The sequence below is a fragment of the Rhizobium sp. CCGE 510 genome (genome assembly GCF_000292525.1).
Classification (GTDB): Bacteria; Pseudomonadota; Alphaproteobacteria; order Rhizobiales; family Rhizobiaceae; genus Rhizobium.
This window is the reverse complement of the sequence record NZ_AEYF01000055.1, coordinates 97,565-117,596: the sequence shown is the minus strand read 5'-3', so window position 1 is coordinate 117,596 and position 20,032 is coordinate 97,565. Positions and strand designations below refer to the sequence as shown.

At 61.1% G+C, this 20,032-nt stretch carries 17 protein-coding genes and 1 pseudogene; 10 read left to right on the top strand and 8 right to left on the bottom strand.

What is annotated here, in order from left to right; all coding sequences use genetic code 11:
* The first annotated feature begins 37 nt into the window (after nucleotides 1–37).
* The 8 genes from glpD to glpK all read left to right on the top strand — a co-directional run bounded on the left by glpD (nucleotide 38) and on the right by glpK (nucleotide 9,290).
* A complete protein-coding gene (gene glpD / locus RCCGE510_RS31430) occupies nucleotides 38–1,552 on the top strand; it encodes a glycerol-3-phosphate dehydrogenase (RefSeq protein ID WP_007637185.1) in 1,515 nt (504 codons plus the stop codon).
* Between the two features lie 43 nt (nucleotides 1,553–1,595).
* Nucleotides 1,596–2,675 carry an ABC transporter ATP-binding protein gene (locus tag RCCGE510_RS31425; protein ID WP_007637184.1) on the top strand — a complete coding sequence of 360 codons (1,080 nt, stop codon included), beginning with the start codon at nucleotides 1,596–1,598 and terminating at the stop codon, nucleotides 2,673–2,675.
* 9 nt (nucleotides 2,676–2,684) lie between these two features.
* Complete coding sequence (locus RCCGE510_RS31420; protein ID WP_007637183.1) at nucleotides 2,685–3,755, top strand: ABC transporter ATP-binding protein; 1,071 nt, start codon at nucleotides 2,685–2,687, stop codon at nucleotides 3,753–3,755.
* A 2-nt stretch (nucleotides 3,756–3,757) separates the two neighbouring features.
* The gene (locus tag RCCGE510_RS31415; protein WP_007637179.1) at nucleotides 3,758–4,624 is read left to right on the top strand and encodes a sugar ABC transporter permease; all 867 of its coding nucleotides are present in this window, start codon (nucleotides 3,758–3,760) and stop codon (nucleotides 4,622–4,624) included.
* A 1-nt stretch (nucleotide 4,625) separates the two neighbouring features.
* Nucleotides 4,626–5,537, top strand: coding sequence for a carbohydrate ABC transporter permease (locus RCCGE510_RS31410; protein WP_037080590.1), 912 nt, complete (start codon nucleotides 4,626–4,628; stop codon nucleotides 5,535–5,537).
* Nucleotides 5,537–5,833 (top strand): DUF2160 domain-containing protein, encoded by a 297-nt coding sequence (locus RCCGE510_RS31405; RefSeq protein WP_007637177.1) that lies wholly within the window; start codon nucleotides 5,537–5,539, stop codon nucleotides 5,831–5,833. The genes RCCGE510_RS31410 and RCCGE510_RS31405 overlap by 1 nt, the downstream gene beginning before the upstream one ends.
* A gap of 79 nt (nucleotides 5,834–5,912) precedes the next feature.
* Nucleotides 5,913–7,637 (top strand): ABC transporter substrate-binding protein, encoded by a 1,725-nt coding sequence (locus RCCGE510_RS31400; protein WP_007637176.1) that lies wholly within the window; start codon nucleotides 5,913–5,915, stop codon nucleotides 7,635–7,637.
* A gap of 150 nt (nucleotides 7,638–7,787) precedes the next feature.
* Nucleotides 7,788–9,290 carry a glycerol kinase GlpK gene (glpK, locus tag RCCGE510_RS31395; protein ID WP_007637175.1) on the top strand — a complete coding sequence of 501 codons (1,503 nt, stop codon included), beginning with the start codon at nucleotides 7,788–7,790 and terminating at the stop codon, nucleotides 9,288–9,290.
* A 36-nt stretch (nucleotides 9,291–9,326) separates the two neighbouring features.
* Here the strand turns inward: glpK and RCCGE510_RS31390 are convergent, their stop codons facing one another.
* The 4 genes from RCCGE510_RS31390 to RCCGE510_RS31375 all read right to left on the bottom strand — a co-directional run bounded on the left by RCCGE510_RS31390 (nucleotide 9,327) and on the right by RCCGE510_RS31375 (nucleotide 13,968).
* The gene (locus RCCGE510_RS31390; RefSeq protein ID WP_007637167.1) at nucleotides 9,327–10,328 is read right to left on the bottom strand and encodes an ABC transporter permease; all 1,002 of its coding nucleotides are present in this window, start codon (nucleotides 10,326–10,328) and stop codon (nucleotides 9,327–9,329) included.
* A 2-nt stretch (nucleotides 10,329–10,330) separates the two neighbouring features.
* On the bottom strand, nucleotides 10,331–11,350 hold the full coding sequence (locus RCCGE510_RS31385; RefSeq protein ID WP_007637165.1) for an ABC transporter permease: 1,020 nt from the start codon (nucleotides 11,348–11,350) through the stop codon (nucleotides 10,331–10,333).
* Complete coding sequence (locus RCCGE510_RS31380; RefSeq protein WP_037080586.1) at nucleotides 11,340–12,890, bottom strand: sugar ABC transporter ATP-binding protein; 1,551 nt, start codon at nucleotides 12,888–12,890, stop codon at nucleotides 11,340–11,342. The genes RCCGE510_RS31385 and RCCGE510_RS31380 overlap by 11 nt, the downstream gene beginning before the upstream one ends.
* Before the next feature lie 64 nt (nucleotides 12,891–12,954).
* Nucleotides 12,955–13,968: a sugar ABC transporter substrate-binding protein gene (locus RCCGE510_RS31375; RefSeq protein WP_007637161.1), complete on the bottom strand. Its 1,014-nt coding sequence runs from the start codon at nucleotides 13,966–13,968 to the stop codon at nucleotides 12,955–12,957.
* A 397-nt stretch (nucleotides 13,969–14,365) separates the two neighbouring features.
* Between RCCGE510_RS31375 and RCCGE510_RS31370 the strand changes: the two genes are divergently transcribed.
* Together RCCGE510_RS31370 and RCCGE510_RS31365 are read left to right on the top strand one after the other, a co-directional pair.
* The gene (locus RCCGE510_RS31370; protein ID WP_007637159.1) at nucleotides 14,366–14,797 is read left to right on the top strand and encodes an antitoxin Xre-like helix-turn-helix domain-containing protein; all 432 of its coding nucleotides are present in this window, start codon (nucleotides 14,366–14,368) and stop codon (nucleotides 14,795–14,797) included.
* Nucleotides 14,794–15,276 carry an RES family NAD+ phosphorylase gene (locus RCCGE510_RS31365; RefSeq protein ID WP_007637157.1) on the top strand — a complete coding sequence of 161 codons (483 nt, stop codon included), beginning with the start codon at nucleotides 14,794–14,796 and terminating at the stop codon, nucleotides 15,274–15,276. The genes RCCGE510_RS31370 and RCCGE510_RS31365 overlap by 4 nt, the downstream gene beginning before the upstream one ends.
* A 79-nt stretch (nucleotides 15,277–15,355) precedes the next feature.
* Here RCCGE510_RS31365 and pdxA read toward each other — a convergent pair whose 3' ends face one another.
* The 4 genes and pseudogenes from pdxA to RCCGE510_RS31345 form a co-directional block, all read right to left on the bottom strand.
* Entirely contained in the window at nucleotides 15,356–16,342 is a 987-nt protein-coding gene (pdxA, locus tag RCCGE510_RS31360) for a 4-hydroxythreonine-4-phosphate dehydrogenase PdxA (RefSeq protein WP_007637155.1), read from the bottom strand.
* 14 nt (nucleotides 16,343–16,356) lie between these two features.
* Nucleotides 16,357–17,490 carry an iron-containing alcohol dehydrogenase gene (locus tag RCCGE510_RS31355; RefSeq protein WP_007637153.1) on the bottom strand — a complete coding sequence of 378 codons (1,134 nt, stop codon included), beginning with the start codon at nucleotides 17,488–17,490 and terminating at the stop codon, nucleotides 16,357–16,359.
* Between the two features lie 356 nt (nucleotides 17,491–17,846).
* Nucleotides 17,847–19,033, bottom strand: a pseudogene (locus RCCGE510_RS31350) (exo-alpha-sialidase).
* 11 nt (nucleotides 19,034–19,044) lie between these two features.
* Nucleotides 19,045–19,947 (bottom strand): dihydrodipicolinate synthase family protein, encoded by a 903-nt coding sequence (locus tag RCCGE510_RS31345; protein ID WP_037080645.1) that lies wholly within the window; start codon nucleotides 19,945–19,947, stop codon nucleotides 19,045–19,047.
* Nucleotides 19,948–20,032: the final 85 nt, after the last annotated feature.

Genomic DNA, 20,032 nt, shown 5'->3' with positions numbered 1-20,032 from the left:
GTGCGATGCGAAATCCGCATCAGGCTCGGAGGGGATATTGGGCCGGGAGACACACGACATATTCGTCATCGGTGGCGGCATCAACGGCTGCGGCATTGCGCGCGATGCCGTCGGTCGCGGCTACTCCGTGGCGCTGGCGGAGATGAACGACTTTGCTTCGGGCACCTCGTCGGGCGCCACCAAGCTCATTCATGGCGGCCTGCGTTATCTCGAGCATTACGAGTTCCGCCTGGTTCGAGAATCGCTGATGGAGCGCGAGATCCTCTGGGCGATGGCGCCGCACATCATCTGGCCGCTGCGTTTCGTGCTGCCCTACCATAAGGGCGGCATCCGGCCGGCCTGGCTGATCCGGCTCGGCCTCTTCCTTTACGACCATCTCGGCGGCCGTAAGCTGCTGCCACCGACGGCAGTCCTCGACATGCGCCGCGATCCGGCCGGCAAGCCGCTGAAAGCGCTATTTGCCAAGGCTTTCGAATATTCCGACGGCTGGGTCGACGATGCCCGCATGGTGGTGCTGAATGCGCGTGATGCCGCCGACAAGGGGGCGACCATCATGCCGCGCACCAAGGTGGTGTCGGCAAGGCGCGAGAATGGCCTCTGGCTTATCGAGACCACCGATACGCTGACCGGCCGCAATGACAACCACCAGGCCCGCGTGCTGGTCAATGCTGCTGGTCCTTGGGTCGACCATGTCATCCGCTCCGCCTTCGGCCAGAACGAGGCTCACCACGTCCGCCTCGTCCAGGGCAGCCATATCGTCGTGAAGAAAAAGTTCGATGGTCCGCGCGCCTATTTCTTTCAGAATCCCGACAACCGCATCATCTTTGCCATTCCTTATGAGGGCGACTTTACGCTGATCGGCACCACCGACCGCGATTACACCGCCGATCCCAAGGATGTTCGGATCTCCGATGAGGAGACCATCTATCTGTGCAATGCGGCGTCGGAATATTTCAAGGAGCCGGTCAGGCCGGAGGATATCGTCTGGACCTATTCCGCGGTCAGGCCGCTTTATGACGACGGCGCCTCGAAGGCGCAGGAGGCGACGCGTGACTATGTGCTGAAGCTGGACGGCGAGGGGAGTAGTGCACCGCTACTTAACGTCTTCGGCGGCAAGCTCACCACCTATCGCCGGCTTTCCGAACATGCGCTGGAGAAGATCGGTGCTGCGATCGGCGTCAAGGGTGCCCCGTGGACGGCCAAGAGCCATCTGCCGGGCGGCGACTTCCCGGTCCGTGGTTACGATGCCGAGGTTGCCGATCTGAAGCGGCGTTATCCGTTCCTCGCCGACCCGCATGCCCGTCGGCTGGTGCGCCGCTACGGAACCAGAACCAAGGCGCTGCTCGGTGAAGCCCGCGGCGTCGACGATCTCGGACGGCTGTTCGGTGGCGATCTCTACGAGGCCGAGGTCACCTATCTCGTCGAACATGAATGGGCCCGGCACGCTGAAGACGTGCTGTGGAGGAGAACAAAGGATGGTCTGCGCCTTTCGAAGGAGCAGGCTCAGTCACTGGAGGAGTACATGGCTGCCATACCGGCGATGGCCGGATAAGGGCAGCATGTGGTCCCCGATGCGTGGAGGCACGGGAACAGGAATGCTGGAACTGCGGAAGGCCGCAAAGATGGTGGGAGGAGACTATCATATCCACCCGACCGATCTTGTTTTTGAAAGAGGAACGCTAAACGTTCTGCTTGGGCCGACATTGTCGGGCAAGACCTCGTTGATGCGTCTGATGGCCGGCCTTGATCGGCCGACAACCGGTACAATCCATTTTGATGGTGCTGACGTGACAGGTATGCCTGTCCAGAAGCGCAACATCGCCATGGTCTACCAGCAGTTCATCAATTATCCCGCATTGACGGTCTACGAGAATATTGCCTCGCCGCTGCGGATTGCCGGCAAGGATGCCAAGACCATCGATCTGGAGGTGCGCAAGGCTGCCGAACTTCTGAAACTCGGGCCTTATCTCGATCGTACGCCGCTCAACCTCTCCGGCGGCCAGCAGCAGCGCACCGCACTTGCCCGTGCACTCGTGAAGAATGCGAGCCTTGTTTTGATGGACGAGCCGCTTGCCAACCTCGACTACAAGCTGCGTGAGGAGCTGCGGCAGGAATTGCCGCGCATCTTCGCGCAGTCCGGCGCGATCTTCGTCTATGCCACGACGGAACCCTCCGAAGCCTTGTTGCTGGGTGGCAATACGGCAGCGCTCAGCGAGGGTCGGATCACGCAGTTCGGCCCGACGATCGAGGTCTATCGCAATCCGCTCGATCTGACGACGGCAAAAACCTTTGCCGATCCGCCGCTGAATTTTATTGATCTGGTCAAATCGGACGGCAATTTCCTGCGCGATGGCGCTGTGATTTTTACCGTGCCGCCGCATCTTGAGAACGTGCCGGACGGGCCGGCAACCATAGCATTTCACCCGCATCATCTTGCACCAACCGCCCAGACGGCTGGTGCGGCGCGGATGACGGCACGAACACAGGTTTCGGAGATCACCGGGTCGGAAAGTTTTGTTCATCTGCAATTTGCCGGCACCCGCTGGGTGATGCTTGCGCACGGCATCCACAATATCGACCCGGACACGGACATCTCCGTTTTCATCGATACGCGCCACCTGATGGCGTTCGGCGCGGACGGCCGGGCGATCACCACCGCCAGGCAAGGGGGCTAGGAGAAGATCATGGCACGTATCACCCTCGATCATATTCGCCATGCCTATGGGCCGAATCCGAAGAGCGAGAAGGACTACGCTCTCAAGGAAGTGCACCACGAGTGGAACGATGGCGGCGCCTATGCGCTGCTCGGACCTTCGGGCTGCGGAAAGACCTCGCTGCTCAATATCATTTCCGGCCTCATTCAGCCGTCCGAAGGGCGAATTCTTTTCGACGGACAGGATGTTACGAACCTGCCGACGCAGCAGCGAAATATTGCGCAGGTATTCCAGTTTCCGGTCATCTACGACACGATGACGGTCTACGACAACCTCGCCTTCCCCCTGCGCAACCGCGGCGTGGCCGAGGCGGATGTCGACCGGCGCGTCCGTGAAATCCTCGAGATGATCGATCTTGCCGACTGGGCCAAGCGACGTGCGCGCGGTTTGACGGCGGACCAAAAGCAGAAGATCTCGCTCGGCCGTGGTCTCGTGCGCTCGGATGTGAACGCGATTCTCTTTGACGAGCCGCTCACCGTTATCGATCCGCACATGAAATGGGTGCTGCGATCGCAGCTGAAGCGGCTGCATAAGCAGTTCGGTTTCACCATGGTCTATGTCACGCATGACCAGACGGAAGCGCTGACCTTCGCCGACAAAGTCGTGGTGATGTATGATGGCGAGATCGTGCAGATCGGCACACCGGCCGAACTCTTCGAGCGTCCGAGCCATACCTTCGTCGGCTATTTCATCGGTTCGCCGGGCATGAACTTCATGCCGGCCAAGGTTGAGGGCAGTACGGTTCGAGTCGGTGAGCACGCGCTGACGCTCGACTATGCGCCAAAGACTTCGGCAGCGGCCAAGGTAGAGCTTGGAATCCGGCCCGAATTTATCCGGTTCGGCCGCGAGGGCATGCCTGTGACGGTCAGCAAGGTGGAAGATATCGGCCGCCAGAAGATTGTCCGCGCGCAATTTGCCGGCCAGCCGATCGCGATCGTCGTTCCTGAGGACGAGGACATTCCGGCTGATCCCCGGGTGACCTTCGAGCCATCGGGCATCAGTATCTATGCCGACTCTTGGCGCGCCGGACCGGAGGCTTGATCATGGAAAAAACCTGGAACAACAAAGCCTGGTTTCTGGTTCTGCCGGTCCTCGTGCTGGTGGCTTTCTCGGCGGTCATTCCGTTGATGACGGTTGTGAACTATTCCGTTCAGGACACTTTCGGAAACAACCAGTTCTTCTGGAACGGAACGGACTGGTTTACCGAAATCCTGCATTCCGACCGATTCTGGGCCGCGCTGCAGCGAAACCTGATTTTTTCGCTGATCATTCTCGCTCTTGAGATTCCGCTCGGTATCTTCATTGCGCTCAACATGCCGAAATCAGGTATCGGCGTGCCGGTATGCCTGGTTCTGATGGCACTGCCGCTGTTGATCCCATGGAACGTGGTCGGCACGATCTGGCAGGTGTTCGGCCGCAACGACATTGGTTTGTTCGGCTATTACGTCAACGCCATCGGCATTGATTACAACTATGTGCAGGATCCGCTCGACGCCTGGGTGACGATCATCATCATGGATGTCTGGCACTGGACGAGCCTGGTCGTCTTGCTCTGCTATGCCGGCCTCGTTTCCATTCCAGACGCTTTCTATCAGGCAGCCAAGATCGACGGTGCGTCCCGTTGGGCAGTGTTCCGCTATATCCAGCTACCGAAGATGAAGCGCGTTCTTCTGATCGCCGTGCTGCTGCGTTTCATGGATAGTTTCATGATCTACACCGAGCCTTTTGTCGTCACGGGTGGCGGTCCGGGCAACTCGACCACTTTCCTGTCGATCGATCTGGTCAAGACCGCCCTCGGACAGTTTGATCTCGGTCCGGCAGCTGCCATGTCGCTGGTTTATTTCCTGATCATCCTGCTGCTTTCGTGGGTGTTCTACACCGTCATGACCAGCCACGACGCGGAGAATTGAAATGAGCGTCTCCAACGAAACGACATCGAGCCGAAACATCCCAGGCGTTACCAGTGTCGCAAGCGGGCTCTCCGCCGATGAAGTCAGCCGTCTGATGCGCCGGCGGGGCGAGGAATCGCGCTGGTGGTGGCTGGTTCCGACGATCTATATCATCGTGCTCCTGCTGCCGATCTATTGGCTCGTCAACATGAGCTTCAAGACCAATGCGGAAATCGTCAACTCTCTGACGCTTTATCCTCATAATCCGACGATCGCCAATTACGTGACGATCTTCACGGAGAAGGCGTGGTATTCCGGCTATATCAATTCAATCAGCTATGTCGTCATGAACATGGTGATATCGGTGGCAGCCGCGCTGCCGGCGGCCTATGCTTTCTCCCGATATCGGTTCCTTGGCGACAAGCATCTGTTCTTTTGGTTGTTGACGAACCGGATGGCGCCGCCGGCAGTCTTTGCCCTGCCGTTCTTCCAGCTCTACTCAGCCTTTGGATTGATCGATACACACATCGCCGTGGCATTGGCGCATTGCCTCTTCAACGTACCGCTGGCGGTCTGGATCCTTGAAGGCTTTATGTCCGGCGTGCCGAAGGAAATCGACGAGACGGCCTATATCGATGGCTACTCGTTCCCGCGGTTCTTCCTGAAGATCTTCACGCCGCTGATTGCGAGCGGCATAGGTGTCGCCTGCTTCTTCTGCTTCATGTTCTCTTGGGTCGAGTTGCTGATCGCGCGAACGCTGACGACGACCGACGCGAAGCCGATTGCCGCCACCATGACCCGCACCGTCTCTGCATCCGGCATGGATTGGGGCCTGCTGGCCGCCGCGGGTGTTCTGACCCTGATCCCGGGGGCGCTGGTGATCTGGTTTGTGCGCAATTACATCGCAAAGGGCTTCGCCCTGGGGAGAGTTTGATGAGCTTTTCGCTGCCCGATTTTTCATGGATGGCGTGGACTTGGCCGACGGCCGCTTTCTTCATCGTCATCGCATTGCTGCTGATCGGCATGGGGGTATGGGAATATGCGGTGCCGGGCGGCAATCCGCGGATCGGAATCCTGCGCTTCGAGACGACGCGCGGTGACCGGCTTTTCCTTTCGCTGCTCGGCGCAGCGTTCATTCATCTTGCATGGCTTGGGTTCGGTGGGCCCAACCTGTGGTGGGCTCTTGCCATCTCCGTAGTCTACGCCATCGGCGTGTTCCGCTACGTGTGACGGCAAAGTGAAGACAGATGGCCGGGGTCCTTGGCCGCCTGAGACGTGACTGCAATCGCAAACCCTGGGAGGATATTATATGCGACGGCACTTATTGACGACGACAGCAGGCTTGCTGCTGGCGATGACCGCGTCGGCCTATGCCGGCATGGACGAGGCTAAGACTTTTCTGGACAAAGAGATCGGCGACGTGTCGACGCTCTCTCGCGCCGACCAGGAAAAGGAAATGCAGTGGTTCATCGATGCTGCGAAGCCTTTGCAGGGTATGGACATCAAGGTTGTCTCGGAAACCTTGACCACTCACCAGTATGAGTCCCAGGTTCTGGCTCCGGCCTTTACTGCGATTACCGGGATCAAGGTCACCCACGACGTCATTCAAGAAGGCGACGTTGTCGAGAAGATCCAGACGCAGATGCAGACCGGCCAGAACCTTTATGACGGCTGGGTCAACGACTCCGACCTGATCGGTACGCATTGGCGCTATCAGCAGGTGCGCAACCTGACCGACTGGATGGCCGGCGAAGGCAAGGACGTTACCAACCCCGGCCTTGATATCGACGACTTCATCGGCACCAAGTTTACGACGGCACCGGACAAGAAGCTCTACCAGCTTCCCGACCAGCAGTTCGCAAACCTCTATTGGTTCCGCTACGACTGGTTCAACGACGAGAAGAACAAGGCCGATTTCAAGGCGAAATACGGCTATGATCTCGGCGTTCCGGTCAACTGGTCCGCTTATGAGGACATCGCCGAATTCTTCACCGGCCGCGACGTGAACGGCAAGAAGGTCTTCGGCCATATGGACTACGGCAAGAAGGACCCGTCGCTCGGCTGGCGCTTCACCGACGCCTGGCTGTCGATGGCCGGCAACGGCGACAAGGGTCTGCCGAACGGTCTTCCGGTCGACGAATGGGGTATCAAGGTCGACGAGAAGTCACGTCCCGTCGGCTCGTGCGTCGCGCGTGGCGGTGACACCAACGGCCCTGCTTCCGTCTACTCGATCCAGAAGTATCTCGATTGGTTGAAGGCCTACGCACCGCCGGAAGCTCAGGGCATGACCTTCTCGGAATCCGGTCCGGTTCCGGCACAGGGTAACGTCGCGCAGCAGATCTTCTGGTACACGGCCTTTACCGCAGACATGGTCAAGCCTGGCCTGCCTGTTATGAATGAGGACGGTACGCCGAAGTGGCGCATGGCACCGAGCCCGCATGGCGTTTACTGGAAAGACGGCATGAAGCTTGGTTATCAGGACGTCGGTTCCTGGACGCTGATGAAATCGACCCCGACGGACCGTGCGAAAGCTGCCTGGCTCTATGCACAGTTCGTGACCTCGAAGACGGTTGACGTGAAGAAGAGCCAGCTCGGTCTCACCTTCATCCGCGAATCGACCATTCGCGACAAGAGCTTTACGGAGCGTGCTCCCAAGCTCGGCGGTCTGATCGAGTTCTATCGTTCGCCTGCGCGTGTTCAGTGGTCGCCAACCGGCACCAACGTTCCCGACTATCCGAAGCTGGCTCAGCTTTGGTGGCAGGCTATCGGTGACGCCGCGGCCGGTGCCAAGACGCCGCAGGAAGCCATGGATTCTCTTTGCGGCGAGCAGGAGAAGGTCATGGGCCGTATCGAGAAATCGGGCGTCCAGGGCGATATCGGCCCGAAACTGGCCGAAGAGCATGATCTCGCTTATTGGAACGCGGATGCGGTGAAGAAGGGCAACCTTGCGCCGCAGCTGAAGATCGAGAACGAGAAGGAAAAGCCAGTCACTGTCAACTACGACGAACTCGTCAAGAGCTGGCAGTCGAAGTAAGGCGGACCCGGCCGGAGGCGACGAGGCTTCCGGCCACTCCTTCCTGCCACCGGCTCCGGCCGGTGGCACCCACAATCTTTCTCTCATGAAATGTCAGCGTCCTGCCGACCACCAGCAGGCTGCGCGGTTTCGTGCGAGCCGGAGACGGATATGAGCGGTTATATTCTTTCGATCGACCAGGGCACGACGTCGTCGCGTGCGATCGTCTTTGACGGCGACATGAAAATGGCCGGCTCGGCGCAGGCGGAGATCACCCAATATTATCCGCAGCCCGGCTGGGTGGAGCATGACGCCGCCGAAATCTGGCAGTCCGTCGTCGATACCGTGAGCAAGGCGATCGCCGATGCCGGTCTCGAAGCTGCCGACATTGCCGCGATCGGCATCACCAATCAGCGCGAGACCGTCGTCGTCTGGGACCGCAAGTCCGGCAAACCGCTTCACCGCGCGATCGTCTGGCAGGACAGGCGCACGGCCGAAATGTGCGAGAGCCTGAAGGCTGATGGATATGAGAAACTCTTCAGCGCCAAGACCGGCCTGCTGCTCGACCCCTATTTCTCCGGAACCAAGCTGCGCTGGCTGCTCGACAATGTCGACGGCCTGCGTGAGAAGGCGGAAGTGGGCGACGTCTGCTTCGGCACGATCGACAGCTGGCTGATCTACAATCTGACGGGCGGCCGTGTTCATGCCACCGATGCGACCAATGCGTCGCGAACGCTGCTCTACAACATCGATGACGGCGTTTGGGACGAGGAACTCCTCGGCATTCTCGGCATTCCGGTCGCCATGCTTCCCGAGGTCAAGGAATGCGCCGATGATTTCGGCCGCGTCGACAAGGCGCTGTTCGGTGCGGAGCTTCCAATCCTTGGCGTTGCCGGCGACCAGCAGGCGGCGGCCGTGGGCAATGCCTGCTTCGAGCCTGGCATGATGAAATCCACTTACGGAACCGGCTGCTTTGCGCTGCTGAACACCGGCAGGGATCGTGTTTCCTCTTCCAACCGGATGCTGACGACCATCGCCTGCCGGCTCGACGGCGAGACGACCTATGCGCTCGAGGGTTCGATCTTCATCGCCGGTGCCGCCGTGCAATGGCTGCGCGACGGCCTCGGTATCATCGATGAGGCGTCGGAGGCGGGCGTGCTGGCGGCCAAGGCCGATCCTGGGCAGCAGGTCTATATCGTTCCGGCCTTCACCGGCCTCGGCGCGCCCTATTGGGATCCGGCAGCGCGCGGCGCGATCTTTGGCCTGACGCGAAACAGCGGGCCGGCGGAATTTGCCCGCGCCGTGCTCGAATCCGTCGCCTATCAGACGCTCGACCTGCTGGTGGCGATGAAAAAGGACTGGGGCGTCAACCAGCTGGAAACCGTGCTGCGCGTCGATGGCGGCATGGCGGCATCGGATTGGACGATGCAGTGCCTGGCCGACATGACGGGCAATCCGGTCGACCGCTCGGCGATCCGCGAGACCACGGCGCTCGGCGCTGCCTGGCTTGCCGGCTCGAAAGCCGGCATCTGGCCCGGCAAGCGGGATTTCGCGCAGGCCTGGGCCTGCGACCGCCGCTTCAACCCCTCGATGGAGGAGAGCGAGCGGCAGGCCAAGATCATCGGCTGGAAGAATTCCGTCTCGCGGATGATTTCGGACGCCTCGGCTGGGTAATCGGCCTCTCCGAACATCCGGCACTGGCGGCTTTTATCACGTGCCGCTTGCCGCCTTCCTGCTGATGAAGCTCAGGGCGAGTACGGCGAAGATCAGCGTTCCCGTGCCGACCTGCTGCCAATAGAAGTTCAGATCGGTCAGCAGCAAGCCGTTGGCGACGATGCTGAGCAGTAGCGCGCCGAGAACGGTCCCGCCGACATTCGGCCGGCCGAGCGGGCTGAGCGTCGTGCCGATGAAGGTCGCGCCGATGGCATTCAGCAGGAAGGCGTTGCCCGAGGAGGGGATGTAGGTGGTGACGGTTGCGGTCAGGATCAGACCGGCGATTGCCGCGATCAAGCCGACCAGGATGAAAGTCACCGCGACGTGGGCCGGTGCTGCAATACCGGAATAGCGCACGACGCCTGGCTGGATGCCGATCGATAGAATGACGCGGCCAAAACGCGTACGGGCAAAAACGACCGCAGCGGCCGCGATGACGACAATGGCAACGGCAAGCGGCACCGGAAAGCCGGCGATCGCGCCGTGGCCGAGGAAACGGAAGGCTTCCGGCACGCCGTTCGGCGGCAGATAGACCGGATTGCCGCCGTTGGTCAGCAGTTGCTGGACGCTGCGGCCGATGAACAGTGTGCCGAGCGTAGCAAGGAACGGCGACACGCCGATGCCGGAGATCAGAAACGCGTTGAAGGCGCCGACGAACGCCCCGGCCGCCAGTCCCGCGAGTGCGGCGAGTGCCACCGGCTGCCCGGTAAGCACGAGCGAAACGAAGGCGAAGCTGGCAAAATCCATCGCCGTTCCCACAGAAAGATCGATGCCGCCTGACGCGACGGCGAAGGTCATGGCAATCGAGACGATGGCAAGCAGCGTGAAGTTATTGACCAGGATGCTCTGTAGGTTTGCAACCGTCAGGAATGTCGGCGTTGCCGCGGAGAAGGCGGCAAAGACTGCAATCAGGGCGAGGATCAACCCATAGCGCACCAGGCCGCCGGCGATAAGACGCGGCAAGCCTGTCGTGGCGGGGATAGGGGTCTGGAGCGACATGATCAGGCCTCCTGCCGGCGCAGCAGTGTGGTTGCGGAAACGACGATGAGAATGAGCACGCCCTGGACGCCGCTGACCAATGTGCTCGAAATGTTCAGCAGCTGGAAACCGTTGATGAGGAAGCCGACCAGCAGGGCTGAAAGCAGTGTCCCGGTGATTGTTGGAACCAGCCGGCGCGAGAAGACCGAGCCGAGCAGGGCGGTTACGACGACGGGCAACAGCATCTCCCCGGAGCCAGTTGTGCTGCCGCTCAGATAGGAAACGGACAGGATGCCGGCGATGCCTCCGGATATGCCGCTGGCGACGAAGGCGCCGGCGAGCAGGCGGCGAAGCGGCAGGCCAGCCGCACGCGCCGCGTCCGGAAACTCGCCGACGGCATAAAGGCGCAAGCCGAGTGGGGTGTATTGCACGATCGCTGTGGTGATCGCCGTGAAACCGAGGAGCACATAGGCGAGGACCGGTATGCCGAAGAGATCCGAAGCCGAAAGCGCCGATAGGAAGGAGCTCGAGGCCGGGAGGACGGTATTCCCGGTCAGCACCAGTTCCAGGCCGGCAACGACATTCATGACGGCGAGCGTCGCGAGCAGCGGCACGATGCCGGCATAGACGACGGCAATGGCATTCACCGTGCCGATCAACGCGCCGGTCAAGATCGCCGCTGCAATCGCGGTCGCGTCGCCGTAGCCGAGTTGCGTCAGGCTGGCATAAACGGCGGCGCTAAGGCCCATATTGGCAGCCAGCGACAGGTCGATACCACCGGTGACGACATTGGAGCCGCCGGCAATCAGCACGACCGTCAGTCCGATGGCGAGCACGCCCGAGATGGCTGATTGGCCAAGCACGTTGCCGATATTGCCGATGCTGAGAAAATAGGGAGCGCTCAGCGAGAAGATGAGCAGGATGGCGGCAAAAGCGATCAGCGATCCGAAACGCAAAGCGGCAGCCGCAATATTGCCGGCCGGCCGCGGAGGCGGCTCCGCAGCGGAAAGGCCGGAAGGTGCAAATTCCACTTCAGCCGACATGGCGCTGCCCCCTGGATGATCCGGTCGATTGCGCCAGCACGGCGTCCGCGCTGGTCTCCGATGAGATGAATTCGCGCACCACGCGGCCGCGGAAGAGCACAAGGATGCGATCGGTGATGCCGACGAGTTCGGGCAGATCTGAAGACAGCACGATAACGCCGGCGCCGCGCGCCGCGAGTTCGCCAATCAGCGTGTAGATCTCGACCTTGGAGCCGATATCGACCCCGACCGTCGGCTCGTCGAGGAGATAGACCTCGGAGCGGCGGCTCAGCCATTTGGCGATGGCGACCTTCTGCTGGTTGCCGCCCGAAAGTGTACGCAGCAGGGCATTCCGCCCATTGGTTTTCACCTGCAGTCGCGTGATCAGCGCATCGACCTCGCTCTGTTCGCGTTTGCGATCGAGAAAACCGAAACGCGTGAAACGCCCAAGGCTCGAAAGGCTAATATTTTCCGCGACGCTGAGGTCGAGCGCGACACCGTGGCGACGCCGGTCTTCCGGCACCAGCGCGATCTCGTGGCCGGCCGCCTGGGTCGGATTGGTGAAACGGGCAGCCTTGCCGCTGACCTCGATACGGCCGGAAGCCGGCGCGTCGAGCCCGAAGAGAGTGCGGACCAGTTCTTTTGCGCCGGAGCCGAGCAGGCCGGTGAGGCCAAGCACCTCACCGCGGCGAAGCGTGAAACTCACGTCGCTATATTTCCCCGGCGCCGACAGCTGCTCGACCTTGAGGATTTCCTCGCCTGATGTGACCTGCGGCTTCGGAAACATCTCCTTGATATCGCGCTCGACCATCAGCCGGGCGATCGCTGCGGCCGAAGTTTCCCCGATCGGCAAGGAGGCGACGTCAAGCCCATTGCGCAGCACGGTAACGTGGTCGCAGAGCTCCTCGATTTCGTTCAGATAGTGCGAGATATAGATGATGGTGACGCCTTCGTCGCGCAGACGGCGGATCAACCGGAAGAGGATATCGGCCTCGCGAGCCACCAATGCGGCCGTCGGCTCGTCGAAGACGAGCACCTTCGGCTTATTAAGGAGCGCGCGGGTGATTTGCACGATTTGCTTTTCGGCGGTCGACAATTCGCCGATCAGGGCGGCGTTCGGCAGACGGAGACCGAAATAGTCGTTGAGAATTTCAGATGCGTGGCGCTGCATCAGTCGCCGGTCGAGAAATGGCGTACCTGATATCCGCGGTTCCCGGCCGAGGAACAGGGTTTCGCCGACCGTGAAGGTCGGGACCAGCAGCCGGTCCTGGTGAATGAAGTGGATGCCGAGCTCTTCGGCAAGATGCGGCGTCAGCCTATCGAATGTTTGTCCTTCGATCTCGATCCGGCCGCCATCCGGCTGGTGAAGGCCGGCCAGCAGCTTGATCAGCGTCGATTTGCCGGCACCGTTCTGGCCGACCAGGCCGTGGATGGTGCCGCGCCCGACGATCAGCGACGCACCGGCAAGCGCCTGTGCGCCGCCGAAGCGCTTGACGATGCCTTCGAGGCGGATGATGTCGTCTGGTGCCGTCACTGGCTGGCTCAATGAAATGGCCGTCATATCGATCTCTCCGGGCGAGCAGATGCTGAGCGATCCGGCATGGCCGGATCGCTCGTGGGTCTTGTCAGCCGATGCCGAGCTTCTTGGTGACTTCGCCGACATTGGTCTTGTTGGCGAGCAGCGCCGGAACATAGGTTTCGCGCGGCAGGGTCTGGCCGGCGAGCAGCTTGGCGACGTTGCGAATGGCGGTGCGGCCGATTTCCGCCGGCTGCTGCGCGACGTCAGCCCCGGCCGGCGAATTCGGATCGGCGACGAGTTGCAGCACTTCCGGGCTGCCGTCGACGCCGTAGGTACGGATCTCGGTACGACCGGCAGCCGCCAAAGCCTGGGTCGCGCCAAGCTGCGGAATATCCCAGGCCGACCAGATCGCCTTGATCGACCCCTTTTCCGGATATTTGTTGAGGATTGCCGTGATCTGCGTGAAGGCGTCCTGCACGGTATTCGGGATCACGTCGCGCAGTTCCGGCTGGAGGATTTTCACCTTCGGGAAATATTTGACGACATTGACCAACTGGTCGTAGCGGATCGCACAGGGGGTGACGCCATAAAAGCCGTTGAAGACGACGATATTGCCTTCGCCGCCGATATCGGAGACCAGCTGCAGTGCCAGGTCCTTGCCGATGCCCCAGTTGTCGGAGGTGGTGTTGTTGATCGAGTTGGTCGAGCCGACGTCGACGGTCAGAACCGGGATCCCGGCGTCACGCGCCTTCTTCAGCCAGGGGTCGATAACGCTCAGCGTGCCGAGGATTTGAACGATCGCGTCCGGCTTCTGGGCGATCAGGGTCTGCAGTTGCGAGACCAGCTTGCCGTCATTGCGTCCGGCGTCGACGGCGATCGGCTCGCCGCCGAGGCGCTTTACCTCTTCGATCTGGGCATTATAGGCCTGCAGGTCGAAGAAATGGTCGGTGCCGGTTGCGCTGATGGCGATGCGCTTGCCTTTCAGCGACAGTTCTTCACCGGCTGCGAAAACCGGCTTCTGCCCGACGAGCGAAGCGCCGGCGACGGCGACCCCCGCCGCGGCAGACAGTTTCAACAGGTCTCGTCTTCCGAGACCGCTTCCGGACTTTTCGATGCTCATTACCACTCTCTCCAATTAAGTTATGTCTATAAATTAAGTAGACTAATGAGAATGAGGAGAAAGGAATTTCCAAAAAGAAGCTCTCCGAGAAAAAGAGTAGGCGGACCGCAGGCTCATTCCTGACCTAAGATTTCTGGCGAACGATCGATGCAGCGTAGCCTTGAGTGATGCCGGCAATGGATGTGGCCAAAAGCTGACACTATCCACATACGGCAAGGCCTCCCGTTTTTATCTCCAGGAGGCCTTGTTTTGCTATTCGTCGATCGTCTCGCTGAGTTCGGAGAGACTGATGCCATGGGTGTCGAACCACCAGTCGGACCCAAGCAAGCAAATGACGCGCTTGATCATCGTTCCACTTGAGACTAAATATAACATCAAGTGAAAAGGAGCCATTGTCATGATGGGATTTTCTATCGTCGCCGACGTTCTTGGATTGCCTGCCAGGGAGCCGGCGTCGCGCTCGGCCTTCGGCCTGCTCTCCAGCATCGAGGCGGGATTGCCGGTCAAGGCGCTTGACCGCATGGCGTTGCTTCTGGCGCCTGATGATACCCAGTTCAAATACCGGCTCGTTCCCAAGGCCACCTATGAGCGGCGCAAATCCAAGCATCGGCTCTCCACCGACGAGGGCATAAAGCTCGCCCGTCTCGCGCGTGTCTGGGGCCTGGCGCTCGATGTCTGGCAGACCGAGACCGAGGCGCGCGATTTCCTGTTTCGGCCGCATGCGATGCTGGAAGACAGGCGGCCGATCGACGCCGTCATCCAGAGCGAGATCGGCGGCGAGCTCGTGCTCGATATCCTTGGAAGCCTGAAATACGGCAGCGCTGCGTGAGCGCACAGCTTCTCGATCGCACGCTGACATCCGTTCGCATCGGAGATCCCAGTGGAACCTATCCGATCTTCGATGCCACCGGCTCGACCATCGCGCCGGGGCGGTGGAATACATCGGCCAGCCCGATCATCTATACGAGCGAGCACTATTCGACGGCGCTGCTCGAAAAGCTCGTCCATGGCAGCGGCAGGCTGCCGCCCAACCAGCACTATGTCACCATCACCATCCCGCGCGGGCTAAGCTACGAGGTGTTCTCCGAACCCGCTTTACCGGGCTGGGACAGCATGCCTGCTGGAGTCAGCAAGGCTTTCGGCGAACGCTGGTGCCAGGAGAGACGCAGCGCCATCCTGCTGGTCCCAAGCGTTGTCGCCCGCGTCGACCGCAACATATTGATCAACCCGGCACACCCGGAATTCCTATCGATCACCGTCAGTCTCCATCAACCCGTCTTCTGGGATCGCCGTTTGTTCGGTGTGTGATAAGGCAGCTGGTTGCAGCCACGTTTGTGGTAAAAACCGGACGCCTTCCGAGCCCATCGCTGCTCTCGAATTGCTGCGATCACCCCTTCTGCCGCGGCGAACGCGCCATCAGTCTGGCATAGGCGATGGCCGAAAGCATGTTGACGTGATTGGCCTTCCCCGTGCCGGCAATGTCGAAGGCGGTGCCGTGGTCGACCGAGACGCGGTCGATCGGCAGGCCGAGCGAGATGTTGACCGCCGTCTCGAAGGCGACGAGCTTGATCGGGATGTGGCCCTGGTCGTGATATTGGGCGATGACCAGATCGAAAGCGCCGTTATAGGCGCGGGCGAAGACCGTGTCGGCGGAGATCGGGCCGACGACGTCGATGCCCTTCGCCTGCGCCTGCTCGACGGCGGGGGCCAGGAATTCCGTATCCTCGGTGCCAAACAGGCCGTTTTCGCCGCAATGCGGATTGAGGCCGGCAACGGCGATGCGCGCCTTTTTGCCGAGCCGCAGGAAATGCCTGTGGCCGGCTTCGATAGTGGCGAGCACCCGTTCGGTCTTTGCGCGTTCGATCGCGCCCTTCAGCGAAATATGCGTGGAGACGTGGATGGTGTTCAGCCGCTCGGAGGCAAGCAGCATGAAGGAGCTCTTCGAGCCGGTGAGATGGGCGAGAAGCCCGGTATGGCCGTCATGGTGATGGCCGGCGAGGTTCATCGCCTCCTTGTTGATCGGGGCGGTGACGATGACGTCGGCTTGACCAGACATGGCGAGATCGACGGCGCGGGTGATATAACGCACGGAGGCATCGCCGGCGACCGGGCTGACCTTGCCGATCTCGGGTAGGGCCGCGCCGAGCGCGACCTCATCGACGGCGATCCTGTCGTCACCCGCGGCATCGGCGGGCCCGAACCGCAGACCGGTGCCGGTGACGCGGTCGGCGCGCTCCAGCGCTTCGACATTGCCGACAATGACGAAATCGCGGCGCTCTTCGCTCGGAAGGGCCGCCAGGGCCTTGACGATCACCTCGGGGCCGACACCGGCCGGATCGCCGAGCGTCACGGCGACTTTCGCATTCCTGTCCATCGTCAAACTTCCTTCTAGAACGCGGCTGCGTAAATCGAGCGGATGTCGGCACGCGTGAGATCGCGCGGATTATTGTCGAGCAGGCGGCGAATGGCAAAGGCGTCGTCGGCCATGGCGTCGAGATCGCTTTCCGGCACGCCGAGGCCGGAGAGCTTCATCTCGATACCGAGTTCGGCGCAGAAAGCGTAAGCCGCATCGAAGACGGATGCGATGGTTTCCGAGGTTTGACGTCCGAGCGCCGCCATCACCGTCTTGGTCTTTTCCGGGGCGGCCGGCGTGTTGAAGGCAAGCACATGCGGAAAGATCAGCGCGTTCGCGGCACCATGGGCGACATGCCATCGCGTGCCGAGGGGATAGGCGAGCGCATGCCCGCCGGCGGTATTGACCGGACCGAGGCAGAAACCGCCGTAAAGCGAGGCGAGCGACAGGCCTGCGCGCGCCTCGGCATCGTTGCCATCCCTGACGGCGCGGGCGAGATATTTGCCGACCAGCCGCGTTCCCTCGATCGCATAGATATCGACCATCGGGTGGGCCTTGCGATTGGTGAAGGCCTCGACGCAATGGGCCATCGCGTCGACGCCGGTCGCAGCTGTCGTGCGCGTGGGAACGCTGAAGGTCAGGGCCGGGTCGATGACGGCGATGTCGGCCAGCATATGCAGGCTTTCCACCGCAAGCTTGGCCATCGTCTTGGGATCGGTGACCAGCGCGCGGATGCCGGCCTCGCTGCCGGTGCCCGAGGTCGTCGGTACCTGGGCGAGTGCTGCCTTGCGCGGCCCCTGCACCTTGTTGGGGCCGACGACGTCATGCAGCGTTTGCGTGGAGCCGGCAAGGACGGCGGCAAGTTTTGCCAGGTCCATGGCGCTGCCGCCACCGAAGCCGACGATCAGTTCGGCGTTGGCGCCGTTGGCCGCGGCCAGGACTTTTTCGAGATTGGCCGTATCCGGCTCGGGCGTCACCTCGGCAAACACCGTCACCTCGCCCTTCAGTTCCAGCACGTCGATGCGCGAGGCATTGAAGGCATCGGAGATGACTAGCGTGCGCCGATAGCCCTTTTCGGCAGCCCATTTGCCGAGCTTTCCCGCCGTGCCGATGCCGAATTCGATCAGGTGCGGCCGAACGATCGTGATTGGCGAATCCAAGCTGGCCATGAACCAGTCCTCCCTGCAAGACCTTGCGGCAATGTCGTCTCTCTTTAATGTAAAGTTGTAAGATTAATGTCAAGCCAGCATTCCCAAGCGCGGGAATTTTTATCGCCGAACATGGCGTCGAATGCGGTTCAAACTGCCTTCATCGCGCCAATATATTGTTTTATATCAGTATGTTAATGAAACTTCAGTTCGATGAAGTGGCATTCGACAATGAAGGATGGGCCGCCATTTGCGTGGCGACGAACAGCGCGGAGATGTTATCACATTCTATCGCGATGCCGATCAATGCCAGTTCCAGCCTGTATGCTTTCGCGCTCAACCGGACACAGGTTTACAATTTTTGGCCGCCGGCTCGCTTACGGCAGGGATTGCGGTGCAAGCCGCACATATTTGATGGCGCGCCGGTAGTAGGTGTAGGCGACATGGAGCGTGCCGTCGCTGCCCTGGATGATCGAGGGGTAGGAGAATTCGCGGTTCAGCGCGTCCTTGGAATTGTTGCTGAGGCAGAAGCCGTCGCCGGTATCGAGATCCATGCGATGCGGAAAGCTCCTGCCGCCATCCCTCGATATCGCCAAGCTGAGCGGCGCACGCGGAACACCCCAGACCGCCTTGCGGCCGATATCGGCGGTCCCAACAGTGGCTTCGTTGGCCTCGCCGCCTTCGATTTCGTCATAGAGTGACTGGCGCCGCGCATCCGACATGCCGGCATTCGAATGGTTGTAAACCATTGCGATCGCTCCATCATTCAGCACGGTAGCCTGGATCGAGGAGTTGTTGTTCGCAGTTCGGTAGGCTCAGGCACACTCCAGGTCTCGCCGCCATCGGTCGATCCGCTGGAAAGTATGCTCTCGGCGAAACGGTTGCGGTAGAACGCGACCATCTCGTCGCCGCCGAGCGGCAAGATGTTCATGTGCACGGCGCCGATACTGTCTGGAATATCGCGCATTTGCCAACTGGCACCGCCGTCTCGCGAGATCAACACTGCCGCCGTATCGGCGTCGCCACTCCAGCGCTCTCCGTTGAGGCCGACGCAACGGAAAACCGGAAGCAGCCAGTCGCCCCGGTCGTTGACGACGATCTGCTGACGAACGAAGGTGCCGGGACTGTCGCAGAGGATGCGAACCGGGCCGAAACTTTTACCGCCATCCCCCGATATCCGGCATTTGACAACAGAGCCGTCCTGATTGCCCGAAGTCTGCGAGGTGTAGAGCAGCCACGTTTTCCCGTCCGGGGCGTTGAAAAGCAACGGGTTTTGCTCGGATTTCTCCGGGTCGTCGCTCATTTTCTCCGGCTCGGACCAGCGCTCGGAGCCCGGCGCCAGCCGCGACATGTAAATCGAAATATCACCCATGCCCTCCATCGTCCCGCCGAACCAGACGCAGGTCAGTGTGCCGTCGGGCAGAAAGGCGAGATTGGCCGCATGGTTCTGGATGCAAGGGGAGGGCAGATAGGCATCCGCTCGGCCGTGAATGGAGGAGTGCGGGGTGATAAGCCCCGTCATCAGGGCGGGCACGGCTTCCGAAGGCAGGCCGGTAAAGGTCATGGCAGAATTCCTCAAGGCAGCTTGGCGTAGCTTTCGGCGAGCGCGGCATAGTCCGCATCATCAAGCGGCATCAGCGGCGCGCGTGTGCGCTTCCAGGCGGGATTGCCGGTCTTTAACCCCACCATTGCCTTGATGGTCGGGATCTGGACGTAGGAGTTGGAAAGGGTGCGATAGGCGTTGATGCGCGCCTGCGCCGCCTCGACATCGGCGGCGCGTGCGGGGTCATGGACATGGTCGTAGACGGTGCGCAGCGAATCCGCCACTAGATTGGAGGTTGCGGTGATGCAGCCGGCGCCGCCGGCCTTCATCAGCGGCAGCAGCAGCGGGTCGGCACCGGCCAGCACCGAAAAGCCGGGATAGGCGGCGATGATCGCCTGCATGTTGTTGAAATCGCCCGCAGATTCCTTGATGCCGACAATCGTTTCCGGGAAGGCCGCAATCAGCCGGCCGATCAGCGGAATGGAAAGCGGAACGCCCGAAACCTGCGGGATGTGGTAGAGGATCACCCGCAGACGCGTGTCGGCGACCTTTTCCAGCACTTGCGAATAGGCGGCGAAGAGGCCGTCGTCGGAGACACCCTTGTAATAGAAGGGTGGCAGCATCACCACCTTGGTGACGCCGAGCGACAGCGCGTGCCGGGTCAGTTCCACGGTCTCCGGAATGGCGACGACGCCGGTGCCCGGCAAAAGCCTGTCGGCCGGAATGCCGGCCTTCACAGCCGCTTCCAGAATGGCGCGGCGCTCGGATGCGGAAAAGGAATTGGCCTCGCCCGTCGTGCCGAGCAGGGCGACGCCATGACATCCCTCGGCCAGCAACTGCCGGCAATGGCCGGTGAAAAGCGCGAGATCCGGCGTATTGTCCGCAGTCAGCGGCGTTGCGGCGGCGCTGAAAACGCCTGTAATCCTGTGGCTCATTTCGCCCTCCTCGGTGCGTCCCGTTTTTCCGGCTGCACGGGCAATTGTCATTCGTTTGTCGCGATGGATTGCGAAAAACTTTTCC